A 16,181-nucleotide genomic window follows, 5' to 3' on the forward strand; every position below is an offset into this window, starting at 1 on the left:
CGCAGTGCGCGCAGCGCCCAGGTCAAGAGGAAAGAAAAGCAGCATGTCGGAATTACCCGGGAAGGTCCGGTCTGGCCCGTTGAACCTGCGGCAGATCGAGGTGTTTCACGCCATCATGATCACGGGTTCGCTCAGCGCCGCCGGGCGGCTGCTGCATGTGACGCAGCCCGCCATCAGCCGGGTGCTGGCGTCCATAGAACTGCGCTTGGGCTATGCGCTGTTTGAACGGTTCAAGGGCCGCCTGCATCCCACCAAGGAAGCGCGCAAACTTTTCCAGGAAGTGGAATCCATTCAGGCGGGCGTCAACCGGCTGAACGATATGGCGGCTGGCCTGGCGGGCCATGGTGGCGGCCTGGTCAGCGTGGTGTCCAGTCCCAGCTTCGGCGAATGGCTGATCCCGGCGGCCACGGCGAAGTTCTGCGCCCGCAACCCCGGCGTGCGCATCCGCTACCGGCCGCTGGGCATGGATGCGCTGCTGCCGCAGTTGCTGCTGGGACACGCGGACATCGCGATTTCCACGTTCAAGCCCGAACACCCCAACCTGATCACCAGCGAGCTCGCGCAAGGCGAGATCGTTTGCGTGCTGCCCGCCGGCCACCGACTGGCGCGCGAGAGGGTCATCGAACCGGCGATGCTGGCCGGCGAGATGCTGGTGGGCTATGGGCGCGACACGCCGCTGGGCGAAACCCTGTTCAACTACCTGGAGCCTCTGGGGCAGGCGGTCGCCCCGGCCATCGAGGTGCGTTCGTCCCAGACGGCCTGCTCGTTCGTGCGCCAGGGCGTCGGTGTGGCCCTGGTGGACTCGTACGGCCTGACGGATGCGCTGATGCACGGCATCGTGGTGCGTCGTATCGAGCCAGCGATTTCGTTGTCGGTGCACGTGTCCCATTCCCGGATCGAACCTCCGCCATCCATCGCCAAGGCGTTCCTGACCCAGTTTTCCCAGATCGTGAAGAAAGAATTGCCTGCGATGACGCAGGCAATCATCAGCCGGGCTTAGACCACTTCCGGCACGGGCAGCGGTTCGCCGGCGCCGGTGCGTTCGGTGATCAGCTTGTAGTGGTGCGGGCTGCGGTGCTTGGCGAAGTTGAAGACGTGGTCGCGGAAGGTCTGGCCCATGCCCAGGTCGATCTTCGCGGTGATCACTTCGTCTTCTTCGCCGCTGGAACGCGCCACGATCTCGCCGGACGGCGCCACGATCATCGAGCTGCCGATCATGTGGTGGCCGTCTTCATGGCCGCACTTGGCGGCGGCGCCGACCCACACCGCGTTCTGGTAGGCGCTGGCTTGCAGCACGATCTCGTGCGTGGTCGTGCGCCAGTGCGCGGGCTCGTCCCAGTGGATGTTCAGGGACGGCGTGTTGTAGCCCAGCACGATCAGTTCGGCGCTTTGCAGCGACATCACGCGATACGTCTCGGGCCAGCGGCGGTCGTTGCACAGGCACATGCCGATCTTGACGTCGTTGGTGTCCCACACGCCGAAGCCCAGGTCGCCCACTTCGAAGAACTTCTTCTCCAGATGCTGGAACGGCGCGTCGACCTTGTGGTCCGAGTGGCCGGGCAGGTGGATCTTGCGGTATTTGCCGATGATCTTGGCGCTGCGGTCCACCAGGATGGCCGTGTTGAACTGGCGGCCTTCCGGCGTCAGTTCGGCGTATCCCAGGTAGAAGCCGATGCCCAGTTCGCGCGCCGTGTCGAACAGCGGCTGCACGTCGGCGTTCGGCATGGTCTTTTCGAAGTAGCGGTCGACGGCTTCCGCGTCTTCCATCCAGTAGCGCGGGAAGAACGTCGTCAGCGCCAGTTCCGGGAACACGACGAATTCCGCCTTGCGGGCGGCGGCCTCGCGCATCATCTCGACCAGGCGGCGCACGACTACCGCGCGGGTGTCGGCCAGGTTTACGGCGCCCATCTGGGCGACCGCCAGGCCCATTTTGCGGGAGGGGGTTGCGTTGCTCACGATATCAATCTCCAGGTGTTCTTATCGAACGGGGTTCAAGTGCAAGGCGCCGCGGGGTCACGGCTCGATCACGTTCGGGAAAATCTTGCGCAGCAAGGCGGCGCGCGGCGAGATCTCGCGCGTCTTCTGCAGCGGGGCGGGCAGGCCGCGGGCGATGAAACGGCCGCGGCCGCGAGCAGCTTGCAGCGTGCCCTCGTCGACGATGACCTCGCCGCGGCTCACTACCGTGGTGGGCCAACCCGTGACCTGGCGGCCTTCGTAGGGCGTGTAGCCGACGTTGTCGTGCAGCGTGGCGGCCGACAGCGTCACGACGCGTTCGGGGTCCCAGATGGCGATGTCGGCGTCCGCGCCCACGGAAATCGTGCCCTTCTTCGGGTACAGGCCGTACATGCGGGCGTGGTTGGTGGACGTCAGCGCCACGAATTGCTGCAGCGTCAGGCGGCCGCTGCGCACGCCTTCCGAGAACAGCAGCGGCATGCGCACTTCCAGGCCGGGCAGGCCATTGGCGATCTGCTTGAACGTGGTGGCGTCGCCCGCGGGCAGCTTGCCGGATTCGTCGTAGCGGTACGGTGCGTGGTCGGACGACAGCAGCGCCAGCGTGCCGCTGTCCAGGCTCTGCCACAGGGCCTGTTGCGACACCGGGTCGCGCGGCGGCGGGCTGCAGCAGAACTTGGCGCCTTCAACGCCGGGAATGTCGATGTCTTCGGCCGTGAGCAACAGGTAGTGCGGGCAGGTCTCGCCATAGACGGGCGCGCCCAGCGTCTGCGCGGCGTGGATGGCCTGTGCGCCGCCCTGCGTGGACACGTGCACGATCAGCACCGGCACCTCCAGCACGGACGCCAGGCTGATGGCGCGCTGCGTGGCTTCGTTTTCGGCGATGGGGTCGTGGCTGACGGCGTGGTATTTCGGCGCGGTGTGGCCGGCGGCCAGCAGATGGCGCGCGATCCAGCTGATCACGTCGTTGTTTTCGGCGTGCACCATGGGCAATGCGCCCTCGCGCGCGGCGATCGCAAACACGTCCAGCAGCTGCTTGTCGTCCAGCTTGAGCTTGTCGTAGGTCATGAAGACCTTGAACGACGTGATGCCGGCGCGGATCAGCTCGGGCAAGTCGTGGTTCAGCGTCTGCGGCGTGGGGTCCGAGATGATCAGGTGATAGCTGAAGTCGATGACCGATTTCGCCGCGGCGGAGGCAGCGTACTCGTCCGCCACCTGGCGCAGCGATTGCCCGCGGTGCTGCGCGGCGAACGGCACGATGGTGGTGTTGCCGCCATGGGCCGCAGATACGGACGCGCTGTACCAGTCGTCGGCGCACAGCACGCCCATGCTGGAGAGTTGTTCGACGTGGCAATGGCTGTCGATGCCGCCGGGCATCACCAGCCGGCCGGTCGCATCGATGGCGCGCTTGCCAGCGGGAAGCCGGGTCGAGATGGCGGCGATGACGCCGTCGACGATGCCGATGTCGCCAATGAAATCGGCATCCGCGGTGACGATGCGGCCGTTGTGCAGAGTCAGGTCGAAGTCGGTCATGGGGTGTCTGGACGCAAGGGTTGCTTGCCGCAAGGCGCCTGACGGCGGGCGCGGCTGAAGGTGCAAGCATGCATGCGCCGGCGGAAATCCGATACCGCGCGACGGCGCGCCGCGGCAGGCGGCGGTACGCACGGGAATTTCCGCTAAGACACTGATTGGATTGAGGATTCAGGGGGCGTCGGCATCGGCGCTGGGCCCCACGCATAACGCTGGATCATGGACGCTATGCAAACTTTTATATCGGGTTTCCCCGCGCTTTGCGGCGCGGGCGCCCCAGACGGCAAGCGCCTCAGAACGCTTTGAACGTCTTCAAGTGGATGCTGGTTTCGGTGGCCGAGATGCCCTTGAGCGTGCGCAGCCGGTCCAGCACTTCGGACAGCTGTTCGATGGTGGGCACGCGCAATTCGGCCAGCAGGTCCCAGCGGCCGTTGGTGTCGTGCAGGCCGGCCACGCTGGGTTCGCCCATCAGCAGGTTCACGATCTTGCGGGTTTCATGGCCTTCGACGGCGATGCTCATCCAGGCCACGATGTCTTCGGTTTCGACTTCGGGGCGCAGCCGCACGGTGTAGCCGACGATGATGCCCCGCTCTTCCAGCTTGCGGATGCGGTTGTCGATGGTGCCGCGCGAGACATCCAGCTTCTTCGCCAGCGTGGCGACAGACAAGCGGGCATTGGCGCGCAACAGGCCCAGCAAGCTCTGATCTAGCGTATCCATTGTGAAAAATGCTAATTGTGACTGTCGTAATGCCAGAATCTTAGCGTTTCGTGTTGAATGTTGTCACTATGAATTGGTTTGGCCGTCCGCCAGAATTTCTGTTCCATAACTCGGGGAGAAAATTTTGACGACACTGCTGACGACTTCGGACGTAGCCAATATCGTGGCCTTGGAAGGCCCGCGCAAGGTCTTTACCGACCTGCTGGACTATGTGCTGGCCGACTTTCTGCGATGGCAGGAATTCGACAAGTGCGCACGCGTAGCCAGCCATTCCGCCACCGGCGTCATCGAACTGATGCCCACCGCCGACAACGAGCTCTACAGCTTCAAGTTCGTGAACGGCCACCCCGACAACCCGCAGGCCGGCCTGTCTACCGTGATGGCTTTCGGCGCCCTGGCGCAAGTCAGCACGGGCGAACCGCTGCTGATCAGCGAACTGACCCTGACCACCGCCCTGCGCACCGCCGTGACCTCTGCCCTGGCCGCGCGCGCCCTGGCCCGGCCGGATTCGCGCACCATGGCGCTGATCGGCAACGGCGCCCAAGCCGAATTCCAGGCGCTGGCCTTCCACTACGTGCTGGGCATCGACACGCTGCACGTCTATGACGTGGACCCCGACGCCACCCGCAAGCTGGAAAGCAATTTGGCCACCGTGGCCCCGTCCTTGCGGATCGTGCGTTTCGAAAGCACGGCCCAGGCCGTCAAGGGCGTGGACATCGTCACCACGGTCACGGCCGACAAGGCCTACGCCACCATCCTGACCGCCGACATGGTCGAGCCGGGTATGCACATCAATGCGCTGGGCGGCGACTGTCCGGGCAAGACGGAATTGCATGCTGACGTGTTGCGCATGGGCCCGGTCTTCGTGGAATACGAGCCGCAGACGCGGATCGAAGGCGACCTGCAGCAGATGCCGGCCGATTTCGCCGTAACGGAACTGTGGCGCGTCCTGACGGGCCAGAACGGCGGCCGCCAAAGCGCCGCGGAAGTGACCATCTTCGACTCGGTCGGTTTCGCGCTGGAAGATTTCTCGGCCCTGCGTTGGTTGCGCGACAGCGCGGCCCGGCACGGCGTCGGCACCCGCATCGAAGTGGCGCCGCAATTGCAGGACCCCAAGAACCTGTTCAACGTGGTGCGCACGGCCCGTAGCGGCCAGTCCGCCCTGGTGCAGGGATAGGCTCGCGCGGTTTTCGCCAAAAAAAGACGCCCATTCTGAAGGATGGGCGTTTTTTCTTTTGGGCGGAAGGCAGGGTTGCGGTTACATTGCCTTACGCGCCGACCCCTCCTCGGCAGGCGCAGCCAGCCTCTTGCCCCCGATGTCACGTTTCCGAATTGCGGCTGTAGTCCTGTCGATGTCGACGCTGGGTCTCCTGGCGGGACTGGCGGCGGGTCGGCTGATCGAAGTCAACCAGGTCGACGACAGGCTTTCCCGGCACAACAGCCGCTTGCTGGCGCAAGCCGTGCGCGTGTCGCAGGAAAGCCAGCGTTTGATCCAGGCCGCCACGCACAGCACCGACCTGTGCTCGGAATCCGACGTCGCCACGTTGCGGGTGCTGTTGTTCAACGCCACGTTCCTGCGGGACATCGGCCGCCTGCGCGACGGCATGCTGGTGTGTTCCGCGGCCTGGGGCGTGCTGGCGTTTCCGCACCCCCTGCCGCCGGCCTCCTTCACGACGCGCCATGGCACCACCTTGTGGGTGGGGGCGGCCAACATCATCGATCGCCGGATTATCGGCGACATGGCGGCGCGCAACGACGTGGTGGTGTTCACCGCGCCGGGGGCCTTCGACGGGTTTCCCGAACCTGGTTCAGGCATCGATTCCCAACTGGTAACCCGCGATGGCGCGCACGTCTTCCGCCGTTTCGGCCGCACGGACGGCCTGGTGTTTTACGAGGGCGCCAGCCCTTCCGAGAACAATCTGCGGGCCGAACGCCTGGTGGCGGAATGCGCCCCGGCCACGGCGCCCGACATCTGCGCAGTGTCGCGCGTCAGCTCGCATGACTGGTTCACGCTGCCGGCGCTGATCCTGGCAGGCACGGGCGCGCTCGTGGGAGGCCTGCTGGCGGGCCTGTGCGTGCTGTGGCACCAGCAATCCAAGAGCGAGCGGGCCGCGTTGCGCAAAGCCATCCGCCGCGGCGGCGTGCAGGTCCGCTACCAGCCGCTGCGGGAGCTGTCCACGCGCCGCCTGGTCGGTGTCGAGGCCCTGGCGCGCTGGCGCGGGCGCGACGGGTCGGCGGTGCCGCCGGCGCTGTTCGTGCCGCTGGCCGAAGAGATGGGGCTGGGCCGCGAATTGTCCCGCGTGGTGACGCAGATCGCCCTGCACGATCTGGCGGGCCGGCTACGCGACGCCACCGGCTTCTACGTCAGCATCAACGTGTCGGCGGAAGATCTTCAGGACGATGCCTACCCCGACTTCCTGCTGCGCACGGTGAACGAGCAGGGCATTGCGCCGCCGCGCGTGGCGCTGGAGATCACCGAAGGCTCGCCGCTGTCGGACGGCCACGTGCGCGGCATCATCCGCACGTTGCGCACCCAGGGGTTCCGGATCCTGATCGACGATTTCGGCACGGGTAATTCCAACCTGAACTACCTGGCTGAAATGCAGGCCGACACCATCAAGCTGGACCGCCGCTTCACGCAGGCCATCGGCGCGGAACCGGCGGGCACGCTCATCATCGACCACGTCATCGATATCTCGCGCGCGCTGGGCGTGGGGCTGATCGTCGAAGGCATCGAAACCGAAGACCAGGCGCAATACCTGACGTCGCGCCAACCCGCGGCCGTGGGCCAGGGATGGCTGCTGGGGCGGGCGGTGCGGGCGGAAGACATCCCCCTGGCGTGACAGCGGGGTGCTAATCCGGCCCCGTATACTGGCGCAATGAAGCCACTGACCCGTACCTTGCTGGCTGTTTCGTTGCTGTCTGCCACGGCCGCCTTATGGCCCGCCACGGGCGTCGCGGCCACGCCCGCCGCCGCAGCCGAAGCCCCTGCCGAAACCTCCCCCGAAACCCCCTCGCCGTTTCTGCACCACATGCAGGAAGCGCACCGCCTGATGGCGGAAAAGGACTGGCCCGCCGCCGATGTCGCGGCAGGCCACGCACTGGAGGCCGCCCGGGCGAACGCGAACAGCTACGAAGAATTCGACGCGGTCGCCACCGTGGTCAGCCTGCTGCACCGGCAGCAGCGCTATGCCGAGGCGCGCCGCGCCGCCGAAGCGCAGATTGCCCTCTTCGACAAACGCGACGCCAGCCAGGATGCGATCTCGCAGTTGCTGGTCATGGCCATCCGCGAGGGCGCGGCAGCGGGCGAAGCCACCGATGTGGCGCGCTTGCAGGAAAGGGTCTATGCGCAAGGCAACGCCTACCCCGGGCAGTGGACGCGCGAGGCCGACGCGCACCGGCTGGACTATGCGCTGGCCGGCATGAGACTGCCCCTGACCGTAGGCCGCTGGGCGCTGGTCAGTTTCAAGCCGGCGGACCAGCGCGGCGAGCGCGCGCAACTGGACTACGTGCAGACGCTGGATGACGGGCGCGCGGTAACCGCCCGCGTGTGGATCGCCTATCGCGAAGACCTGCGCGCCAAGGACGCGCCAGCGCGGCGCGAGGCCCTGGCCAAACGGATGGAGACGCCGGACGGCGACCAGACGCCCGCGCCGGACGTGGAACCCGCGTTGCCGAATCTGCCATTCAAGGACGCGATCGCCGCCAAGCGCGCGCAGCAGGCAGAGTATCCGCGCGGCGTCGGCGTCGAAGCGCAGTGGATCGCGGTGCGTGGCGACTGGCAAGTGGAGGTGCGGGCGTCGTTCGCGAAGGACAAGCAGGCTGAGGCCGTCGCGCAGTTGCGCGCGTTGTTCGACGCCATGGCGTGGGATCGCGATGTGCGCCTGTTCCGCGACAAGCCCATGGCCGAACAAAGCCGCGAGATCGAGTCCTATTGGTCGATGGCGCGCGACTGGCCCCAAGCGGCCAAGCTTGCACAGGCCGCGCTGCCGGATGCGGCGTTCCCGCTGGAGATCGCCCGGTTGAACACCGTGACTGGCCGCGCGGCCTACGGGCGCGATGACCTGGCGACCGCGCGCCGCGATCTGGATGTGGCGTTGGCCGCCTGGGCGCACGCCGGCAAGGCGTATCACGACGAAACGCTGTACCAGACCGCGCTGGATGTCGCGGCCGACATCGCCTACCGCCAGGGCCGCACGCAGGACGCGGTGGCGTTGAGCCGGCAGTTCGTGGATTGGGTGGGCAGCCTCGGGCCGGCCTGGTCGATGCCGGCGGACGGCGCGGCGCTGCGTAATGCCGAATCCGGCATGTCGTTGCCGCTGCGCTTGGGCGATTTCCGCCTGGAGCCCATCGACCCGAATCGCTTCTACTACCGCAATCTGAAGACCGGCGAACAGCTGGGTCTGGCGGTGGACCAGAACGCCGCGCTGCCGGACGAAACGCTCGAGGCATCCATGCGGTCATTCATCGCAGACAAGCTGGGGCTGCGCGTTCTGGACCTGGAGACGGCGGCGTTTTCTCCCGTTGCGCAGGCGGGCATGAACGGCGAACCGCAAGGGCGCAAGTGGACATTCCGGGTCGAGGCCAAGCCGGACGACGGCCGCACGATCGACCTGGGTGGCCCGGCCGCCGCGCCGCCCGCCCAGATGGTGTTCTGGGTGGTGGACCGCGGCAACAGCCGGACCATCCTGCGCGCCCCGTTGCCGGCCAATGGGGCGGCTTCGGGCGCAGCGCAATTCGCGCAGACGCTGGCCTGGTAGCGGCTGCGTCCTCACGCCCGAGGCGGCGCCTCCGCCGGCGGCGAGCCGTCATGGAACATGCCCTTGAGCTGCGTGCGCAGCTCCGGCGAGTCCGTGTGCTTGTGCACCGTGGTGGCGTGCTGCACGGCGGCTTCCAGCAGTTCGTCGTCAGTGTCCGCCGCCAACGCCACCGAGCAATTCATCTCGCTCGGGTATTCGCGGCAATCGATGTATTTACGGGTCATGGCGTTCTCCCTGCGCCGCGCGCTTCGGGGGCGGCTGGCGTGATGGAACCTTCGACGCGCGGGGCGGAAGGCATCGGGTCCGGTGGCGCGTCGCAGCGCACCCGATGATGCAGAAAGTATAGGTCTGCGCGGGCAGGAACGGGGCCTGGAATGCGGGGTCGGCCCCTGTTTGAAAGCGTCTGTGGAAGGCGGCTATTGATGGTGGCTATTCGGCGCCGTCTGCAGGCGTCTCGTGCGACACCGGCCGCCCCAGCAGATAGCCTTGGAAGTGCGAGCACCCTTCTTCGGTCAGGCGGTCCAGCTGCGCCGCGGTCTCCACCCCTTCGGCGGTGGTGGGAATGTCCAGGCTGCGCCCGATGCCGTTGATGGCGCGGATGATGGCAAGCGCTTCCTTGCTGGATTCGACGTCTTGCGTGAATGACTTGTCGATCTTGATCTTGTCGAATTCGAACGAGCGCAGATAGCCCAGCGAGGAATAGCCGGTGCCGAAATCGTCCAGCGCCACTTTCACGCCCAGCGCTTTCAACTGGTTCAGCGTATTCAGGTTGGCGGCCGAGTTTGCCAGCAGCACCGATTCCGTGATCTCCAGCTCCAGCCGGCGCGCCGGCAGCCCCGACTTGGACAAGGCGGATTCCACCAGCGACACCAGCGCGCTGTTGGTGAACTGGCTGGCCGACAGGTTGACGGCTACGGTCTCGTGGTCGTCCCAGCGCTTGGCCTCCGCGCATGCTTCGTGCAAGGTGAAGGCGCCCAGTTCATGGATCAGCCCGGTCTCTTCGGCAATGGGGATGAAGTCGTTGGGCATGATCAGGCCCTTGACCGGATGCTGCCAGCGCATCAGGGCCTCGCGGCCCACCACGCGCACGTGGCTGACATCCATGATGGGCTGGTAGTGCAGTTGCAGCTGCTGCCCCATGATGGCCTGGCGCAGGTCCATCTCGACTTCATGGCGCTTGAGCGCCGCAGTCTCCATTTCCGGCTTGAAGAAGGCCAGGCAATTGCGGCCGTTGCGCTTGGCCTCGTACAGGGCCATGTCGGCGTAGCGCAGCAGATGGTCGGCCGAGCAGTCAGGCGTATCCGCCAGCGCGATGCCGATGCTGACGCTGATGGGCACGGTATGGCCGTCGATCTCGAAGGGTTGGCGCACGGTTTCGAGCAGGCGTTCCGCCATCCTGCGTACGTCTTCCTGTTGGCCGATATTGGGCAGCACGATGGCGAATTCATCGCCGCCCAGCCGGGCCAGCGTGTCCTGCTCGCGCAGGCTTTTGGGCAGGCGCTTGGCCAGCAGGCGCAGCAGTTCGTCGCCGTACGGGTGGCCCAGCGTGTCGTTCACGCTCTTGAAGTTATCCAGGTCCAGGCACAGCACCGCCGCCGTTCGGTCGGCGCTGCGGCTGTTCAGCGCCTTGAGCAACTGTTCGCGGAACAGCCGCCGGTTGGGCATGCCGGTCAGGGTGTCGTGATGCGCCATGTAGCGCACCTGCGCATGGGCAGCGTTTTCGTCCGTGACGTCATCCGAGATCAGCAGCACGTAGCGCGACCGCGGATCGTTGCTGTGGAAAACCAGGGTCTTGGTGCGCAAGGTGCGCGTGCCGCGCGCCGTGGCCAGTTCCTCTTCCGCTTCGCGCAGGGCGCCGTCCGAGCGCAGCGCCTCGTTGGTCAGGCGGTCGAAGAATTCGCAGACGGCCGCCGGCAGGCATTGCTGCGCGGTCTTGCCGATCATGGCGGCGCGGTCGGCGCCGAAGGTCGCTTCGGCCTGCCGGTTGGCCAGCAGGATGGTGCGCGACACGGCGTCCTGCACCAGCACGCAAGACGGGATGTGCGACACCACGGCGTCCAGGAAGCTCGATAGCGAGGTCAGTTCGGTGTTGTAGTGTTCGGCCAGTTCCTTGGCGCGCAGCACCTGCTGTTCGCGTTCGCGCCGCTCGGTGTTGTCGCGCGTGACTTTCGCGAAGCCGATCAGGGCGCCCTGGTCGTCATGGATCGCGTCGATCACCACGTGCGCCCAGAACAGCGTGCCGTCCTTGCGCACGCGCCATCCCTCGGCTTCGAAGCGACCCTGTTCGCGGGCGCGGGCCAGCCCCTGTTGCGGCAGCCCTGCTTCCTGGTCGCCGGGCGTGTAGAAGCACGAGAAGTGCCGGCCTACGATTTCTTCCTGCGAGTAGCCCTTGGCGCGCTGCGCGCCGGCATTCCAGTTGGCGACCGTGCCATCCGGATGAAGCATATAAATGGCATAGTCGACGACACCCTGCACAAGGTGCCGGTACATGACGTCGGAGTTGTCGATGATCATTGGATGTGGCGGGCAGGCGTGTCCGTCGCATGCTTGTAAGCGCGCGAGGGCGGTCCCGCGAAAAGACTGGGGATATACGGCTTTACGTCGGATGGACCGCAATATTTAACGCGTTAGCGCAAAAAACGCGAATCTTGCGAATGTTGTCGCAGAAACTCATTTCGTTGCACTGCGGAGCCCGCCGCCGCCCCGATTTGCACCGCCTTCAGGCTAGGCGTAGGACGCGATGATCGCCTTGGATTCCACCAGTTCGCTGACGATCCAGTCTTCCACCAGCTTGACCTGCCGGCGGTGGCGCAGAGCAGGACGGCGCACCAGGTAATACGACACGCCGGTAGGCACTGCCCGGCGCAGCGGGACGACGACCCGGCCATCCTGGATGGCCTGATCGGCCAGCACGACGTCCGCGATGGCCACGCCCAGGCCGGCCTCGGCGGCGCTCAAGGCCATGTCCAGCGCGTCGAAATCCAGGCCGCCCCGGGTGAAGAGTTCGATGCCGGTCTTCTCTGACCACGTGATCCAGTCCTGATGGTCCGGCAAGGGGTGCAGCAGCGTGGACTCGCGCAGGCCGCGTTCGGGGTCGGCTGCATCGATATGGCCCGGTGCGCACACCGGGACGATCCACTCGGCGTAGAGCTCGGTGGCGTCTTCGTGCGAAAAATTGCCCAGCGCGTAGCGGATGCCCAGGTCGGAGTCGGTCTCGTCGGCCGTCATGTCGTTGAGCCGCGTGCGGACCACGACCTTGATCATGGGATATTGCTCATGGAAGCGCCGCAGCCGGGGGAAAAGCCAACGCAGCGCGAAGGTGGGAATCACCCGCAGCGTGACGATGTCCTGGTCGGTGTGCGTGGGGTCGAGAGCATTGGCGATATGGTCGAACGCTTCCTTGACGGTCGTGGCCAGCTTGCGCCCGGCCTCGGTGATCTCCAGGCCGCTGTGGGTGCGCAGGAACAGCGTCTGCCCCAGTTGCTCCTCCAGGATGCGGACCTGGCGGCTGACCGCGCTTTCGCTGACGTTCAGGATCTGCGCGGCCTTCTTGACGCTGGTGTGGGCCGCTACGACTTCAAAGCAGCGTAGCGCGTTCAGCGAGGGCAGGCGTCGTTGCATCCCGTTCTCCAGGGCGTTGGGGTTAGGCTCGGCTCGGATCAAGGGGCACCGGCGGGCGCGCCGGCGGGATCATTCACTGGCTGCGCGGCTCGAGTATATTGCGCAGCCCTTCGCCGATGAAATTCACGCTGGTCACGGTCAGCGCAATGGCGACGCCGGGCACGATGGCCAGCCACGGCGCAGACGTCAGGTAGATCTGCGCGTTGTTCAGCATATTGCCCAGGCTGGCCACCGGCGGCTGGATGCCGTAGCCCAGGTAGCTGACATAGGATTCAAGCAGGATGGCGCGGGCCACGTTCAGCGTGGCGACGATGATGATGGGCCCCATGGCGTTGGGCAGCAGTTCGACGACCATGATGCGCAGCCCGGAGGCGCCGGCCGTCCGCGCCGCTGCGACATATTCGGTGTTGCGCAGCGACCGGTACTGGCCTTCGACCAGGCGCGCGACTTCCATCCAGCAGGTGGCCGAGATCAGGATGGTGGTCGACACGATGCCCGGCTTGACCAGCATGGCCAGGGCCAGGATCAGGAAGATGGTCGGGAACGCCAGCATGGCGTCGACGAAGCGCATCAGCAGGGCGCCCACGAAGCCGCGCCGGTAGCCGGCGATCATGCCCACGATGGTGCCGATCACTACCGATATCAGCATCGCTGCGAAACCGATCGTCAGCGATATCCGCCCGCCGGCCATCAGACGGGCCAGCACGTCGCGGCCCAGTTCGTCCGTGCCCAGCAGGTGGCCGCCGGTCAGCGGGGGCGCAAAACGGTTCAGTACGTCGATATAGCTGGCGTCCAGGCGCAAGACCAGCGGCCCCGCAAAGCACAGAAGCACCATCAGCGCGATGGTCACGACACCGGCGGTCGCCAGCTTGTTGCGGGTCAGGCGGCGCCAGCCGGCACGCAGCGGGCCGGGCGGACAGTACGGACCGGCGGCCGTGGACGGATCGGAGATTCCAGGGGCTTTCATCATGCTCAGTCCATCCGAATACGAGGATCGGCGATGGCGTACAGCACATCGGCCAACAGCGAGCCCAGCATCACCATGATGGCGGACAGCATCAGAATGCCCATGACTACGGGGTAGTCGCGGTACTCCAGCGAATCGAAGAACAAGCGGCCCATGCCGGGCCAGCTGAAGACCGTCTCGGTGATCAGCGCGCCGCCCAGCAAGGTCGGGAACTGCAGGCCCACGAGGGTGATCATGGGCAGCAGCGCATTGCGCAGCGCATGCGACAGGATGATGGCGCGTCCGCCCGCGCCCTTGGCGCGCGCGGTGCGGATGTAGTCCTGCTCCAGGGTCTCGATCATGGACGACCGCATGAAGCGCGCCCACACCGCGGTCTCGACCAGCGCCAGCACCATGACCGGCGCGATCATGTGATGCGCCAGGTCCAGGAACGAGCCGTCGCCGAATGTCTGCTGGTTGCCCGCGGGCAGCCAGCCCAGCTTGATGGAGAACAGGTAGATCGCCATCAGCCCGAACCAGAAGGTCGGGATGGACAGCGCGATCATCGCGCCCACCGATGACAGCGCGTCCATCAGCGAATGCCGGCGGACCGCGCCCCAGATGCCGATCATGCCGCCCAGCAGCGCGGCGATGACGGTGGACACGGCCATCAGCGACAAGGTCGCCCCGATATGCGAACCGATGGTGGCCAGCACGCCGATGCCGTCACGGTAGGATGCGCCCCAGTCGCCGCGCACCATGCGCAGCAGCCAGTCTCCGTATTGGATAAGGAACGGGCGGTCCAGGCCCATGCTGCGGGTCAGGCGGTCGATATCCTCTTGCGCCATGTTCGACGATTGCGCCAGCTGGGACAGCGGGCCGCCCGGCGACAGGTAGAGGATGCCGAATCCGATCAGGGAAACCAGCAACAGCAGCACCAGGGACTGGCCGCCGCGCTTGAGCAGATACTGGGTCATCAGGAGGCTCCGGCCCGTCAGCTTGCCCAATACCAACTGCGCATGTTCCAGCAGTTGGACGAGCTGTTGATGTTGTTTTCGTAGCCGACGAGCTTTTCCTTCACGGCTTCGATGATGACGGTCTGGGACACGGGCAATAGCACCAGGTCGGTTCGGACGATTTCCTGGATCCGATGATAGATGCGCTTGCGCTCATCCAGGTTGAATTCCCGGGTGCCCTGCACCAGAAGCTGATCCATTTCGGGGTTCTGGTACTGGTAGGTATTCAGGCCGCTGCCGCCCTTGGCGGGAATCGACGCGCTGGAAAAGCGCGCGGTCACGTCGGGGTCGCTGCCCTGGAGGAAGTTGGAGGCCACCATCACCGACTGGTATTGCGACTTCTGCCAGAAATTGCCCCAGATGACGGCCGCCGGCATGTTCTCGATGGTCATCTCCACCCCAATCTGCCGCCAGTCCTGCATCAACAGCTGCTGGGACTGCTCGCGCGCTTGCGCGCCCGCCGTCGTGGAATTGGAGAACGCCAGGCGCTGGCCGTTCTTCACGCGTATGCCGTCGCTGCCCGGCACCCAACCCGCCGCGTCCAGCAGGGCGCGCGCGGCCTGCGGGTCATACCGGTGCGCCGGCAGCGCATCGTTGTACGCCCAATGGCCTTTGGGGACATAAGACTCGGTCGGTAGCGGACGGCCCTGATAGATGGCCTTGATGCGGGCTTCCTTGTTCATGCCCAGATACAACGCTTCGCGCACGGACTTGTCTGCGAAGGGGGCGAAACCCAGGTTCAGCGCCACGTGTTCGATGAAGGGGGTGGGCACCGGCATGATGCGCGCACCGCGCAGCTTGGCGGCTTCCTGCTCGAAACTGGGCTGGATGCCCGACAGCCCCAGGTAATCGATCTGACCGCTGCGGAACTGCGTGTACAGCATGGTCTGGTCGGGGATGTACTTGAAGATGACGCGCAGCAGATAGGGGCCCTGGCCGTGGTAGGCCGGGTTGCGTTCCAGCTGGATGTGGTCGCCGGCGCGGCGGGCGCCCCAGCGGAAGGGGCCGGTCCCGACCGGGGCCTGGTTGTAGGGCGCGGTGTTGGGGTCGGCGGCCGTGGCAAGCAGGTGCTCGGGGACCATGAAGGTCTGGGACAGCACCGACATGTAGGGCGTGAAGCTGCTTTCCATGCGCCAGTGGATCTCGTCGTCCGCCACCACGGTGATATCGCGCACCAGCGCATGGCCCACGCGGTTACGGGCCCGGAACGCCGGGTTGTTGATCAGTTCCAGCGTGTACTTGACGTCGCGCGCCGTGAACGGCTTGCCGTCGTGCCACGTGGCGTTCGTCTTCAGCTTCACCTTCCAGGTCAGGCCGTCCGCCGACAGCCCGCCATTGGCGACCGACGGCACCTCGCGCGCCAGGTCCGCTACGGTATTGCCCTGCGCGTCGATGAACCACAGGGTGCTGAACAGTTGCCACCAGACGCCCTGGTCGACTTCGCTGCCCGGCATCAGCGGGTTGAATACCGTGGGTTCCTGCGAAATGCCGGCGATCACCTGGCCGCGCGGGGCGGCAGGCGGCGTCGGCGCCGGTTGCGCCCACGCTGGCGCGACCAGCAGCGTGCCGGCGGTGGCCGACAGTTTCAGGAAATCCCGTTTGGAGAGCTTATGGTGGATCATGGCGTCCGTTTCCCCGTT

The 16,181-nt window shown here is 66.0% G+C and carries 13 protein-coding genes; 4 read left to right on the forward strand and 9 right to left on the reverse strand.

All coding sequences use genetic code 11. The features are described from left to right. Positions 1-43: 43 nt before the first annotated feature. Positions 44-1,000 carry a LysR family transcriptional regulator gene (locus AC27VE_RS07335; protein ID WP_006226760.1) on the forward strand — a complete coding sequence of 319 codons (957 nt, stop codon included), beginning with the start codon at positions 44-46 and terminating at the stop codon, positions 998-1,000. Here AC27VE_RS07335 and AC27VE_RS07340 read toward each other — a convergent pair. The 3 genes from AC27VE_RS07340 to AC27VE_RS07350 all read right to left on the reverse strand — a co-directional run bounded on the left by AC27VE_RS07340 (position 997) and on the right by AC27VE_RS07350 (position 4,198). Then, positions 997-1,929: an N-carbamoyl-D-amino-acid hydrolase gene (locus AC27VE_RS07340; protein ID WP_006226762.1), complete on the reverse strand. Its 933-nt coding sequence runs from the start codon at positions 1,927-1,929 to the stop codon at positions 997-999. The two genes, AC27VE_RS07335 and AC27VE_RS07340, sit on opposite strands and share 4 nt — an antisense overlap. Before the next feature lie 84 nt (positions 1,930-2,013). Continuing rightward, positions 2,014-3,483, reverse strand: coding sequence for a dihydropyrimidinase (gene hydA, locus AC27VE_RS07345; protein ID WP_488703445.1), 1,470 nt, complete (start codon positions 3,481-3,483; stop codon positions 2,014-2,016). Between the two features lie 289 nt (positions 3,484-3,772). Further along, entirely contained in the window at positions 3,773-4,198 is a 426-nt protein-coding gene (locus tag AC27VE_RS07350) for an Lrp/AsnC family transcriptional regulator (RefSeq protein ID WP_006226764.1), read from the reverse strand. A gap of 124 nt (positions 4,199-4,322) precedes the next feature. On the opposite strand from AC27VE_RS07350, the gene ocd reads away from it, so the two are divergent. From ocd to AC27VE_RS07365, 3 genes are all read left to right on the forward strand, one after another. Continuing rightward, a complete protein-coding gene (gene ocd / locus AC27VE_RS07355) occupies positions 4,323-5,375 on the forward strand; it encodes an ornithine cyclodeaminase (protein WP_088589675.1) in 1,053 nt (350 codons plus the stop codon). Positions 5,376-5,550: 175 nt separating this feature from the next. Further along, positions 5,551-7,041 (forward strand): EAL domain-containing protein, encoded by a 1,491-nt coding sequence (locus tag AC27VE_RS07360; RefSeq protein WP_488703446.1) that lies wholly within the window; start codon positions 5,551-5,553, stop codon positions 7,039-7,041. A gap of 36 nt (positions 7,042-7,077) precedes the next feature. Further along, on the forward strand, positions 7,078-8,958 hold the full coding sequence (locus AC27VE_RS07365; protein ID WP_488703447.1) for a hypothetical protein: 1,881 nt from the start codon (positions 7,078-7,080) through the stop codon (positions 8,956-8,958). Between the two features lie 11 nt (positions 8,959-8,969). Here AC27VE_RS07365 and AC27VE_RS07370 read toward each other — a convergent pair whose 3' ends face one another. The 6 genes from AC27VE_RS07370 to AC27VE_RS07395 all read right to left on the reverse strand — a co-directional run bounded on the left by AC27VE_RS07370 (position 8,970) and on the right by AC27VE_RS07395 (position 16,163). Continuing rightward, positions 8,970-9,182 carry a DUF1059 domain-containing protein gene (locus tag AC27VE_RS07370; protein ID WP_006226768.1) on the reverse strand — a complete coding sequence of 71 codons (213 nt, stop codon included), beginning with the start codon at positions 9,180-9,182 and terminating at the stop codon, positions 8,970-8,972. 205 nt (positions 9,183-9,387) lie between these two features. Beyond that, positions 9,388-11,472 (reverse strand): putative bifunctional diguanylate cyclase/phosphodiesterase, encoded by a 2,085-nt coding sequence (locus AC27VE_RS07375; protein ID WP_488703448.1) that lies wholly within the window; start codon positions 11,470-11,472, stop codon positions 9,388-9,390. Positions 11,473-11,682: 210 nt separating this feature from the next. Beyond that, positions 11,683-12,579 carry a LysR substrate-binding domain-containing protein gene (locus tag AC27VE_RS07380; RefSeq protein ID WP_315134764.1) on the reverse strand — a complete coding sequence of 299 codons (897 nt, stop codon included), beginning with the start codon at positions 12,577-12,579 and terminating at the stop codon, positions 11,683-11,685. Between the two features lie 73 nt (positions 12,580-12,652). Further along, positions 12,653-13,549, reverse strand: a complete 897-nt coding sequence (locus AC27VE_RS07385; RefSeq protein ID WP_427957399.1) for an ABC transporter permease — start codon at positions 13,547-13,549, stop codon at positions 12,653-12,655. Between the two features lie 2 nt (positions 13,550-13,551). Further along, positions 13,552-14,502, reverse strand: coding sequence for an ABC transporter permease (locus tag AC27VE_RS07390; protein WP_088589915.1), 951 nt, complete (start codon positions 14,500-14,502; stop codon positions 13,552-13,554). Positions 14,503-14,519: 17 nt separating this feature from the next. Continuing rightward, on the reverse strand, positions 14,520-16,163 hold the full coding sequence (locus tag AC27VE_RS07395; RefSeq protein ID WP_427957397.1) for a peptide ABC transporter substrate-binding protein: 1,644 nt from the start codon (positions 16,161-16,163) through the stop codon (positions 14,520-14,522). Between the last annotated feature and the right edge of the window lie 18 nt (positions 16,164-16,181).

The organism is Achromobacter sp. 18P8.1.1 (genome assembly GCF_057799415.1).

Coding starts and splice junctions, on each gene's coding strand:
- hydA (WP_488703445.1), bottom strand. CDS start 3,483: ATGACCGACTTCGACCTGACTCTGCACAACGGCCGCATCGTCACCGCG.
- AC27VE_RS07350 (WP_006226764.1), bottom strand. CDS start 4,198: ATGGATACGCTAGATCAGAGCTTGCTGGGCCTGTTGCGCGCCAATGCC.
- AC27VE_RS07385 (WP_427957399.1), bottom strand. CDS start 13,549: ATGATGAAAGCCCCTGGAATCTCCGATCCGTCCACGGCCGCCGGTCCG.
- AC27VE_RS07360 (WP_488703446.1), top strand. CDS start 5,551: ATGTCGACGCTGGGTCTCCTGGCGGGACTGGCGGCGGGTCGGCTGATC.
- AC27VE_RS07370 (WP_006226768.1), bottom strand. CDS start 9,182: ATGACCCGTAAATACATCGATTGCCGCGAATACCCGAGCGAGATGAAT.
- AC27VE_RS07365 (WP_488703447.1), top strand. CDS start 7,078: ATGAAGCCACTGACCCGTACCTTGCTGGCTGTTTCGTTGCTGTCTGCC.
- AC27VE_RS07380 (WP_315134764.1), bottom strand. CDS start 12,579: ATGCAACGACGCCTGCCCTCGCTGAACGCGCTACGCTGCTTTGAAGTC.
- AC27VE_RS07390 (WP_088589915.1), bottom strand. CDS start 14,502: ATGACCCAGTATCTGCTCAAGCGCGGCGGCCAGTCCCTGGTGCTGCTG.
- AC27VE_RS07340 (WP_006226762.1), bottom strand. CDS start 1,929: ATGGGCCTGGCGGTCGCCCAGATGGGCGCCGTAAACCTGGCCGACACC.
- AC27VE_RS07375 (WP_488703448.1), bottom strand. CDS start 11,472: ATGATCATCGACAACTCCGACGTCATGTACCGGCACCTTGTGCAGGGT.
- AC27VE_RS07335 (WP_006226760.1), top strand. CDS start 44: ATGTCGGAATTACCCGGGAAGGTCCGGTCTGGCCCGTTGAACCTGCGG.
- AC27VE_RS07395 (WP_427957397.1), bottom strand. CDS start 16,163: ATGATCCACCATAAGCTCTCCAAACGGGATTTCCTGAAACTGTCGGCC.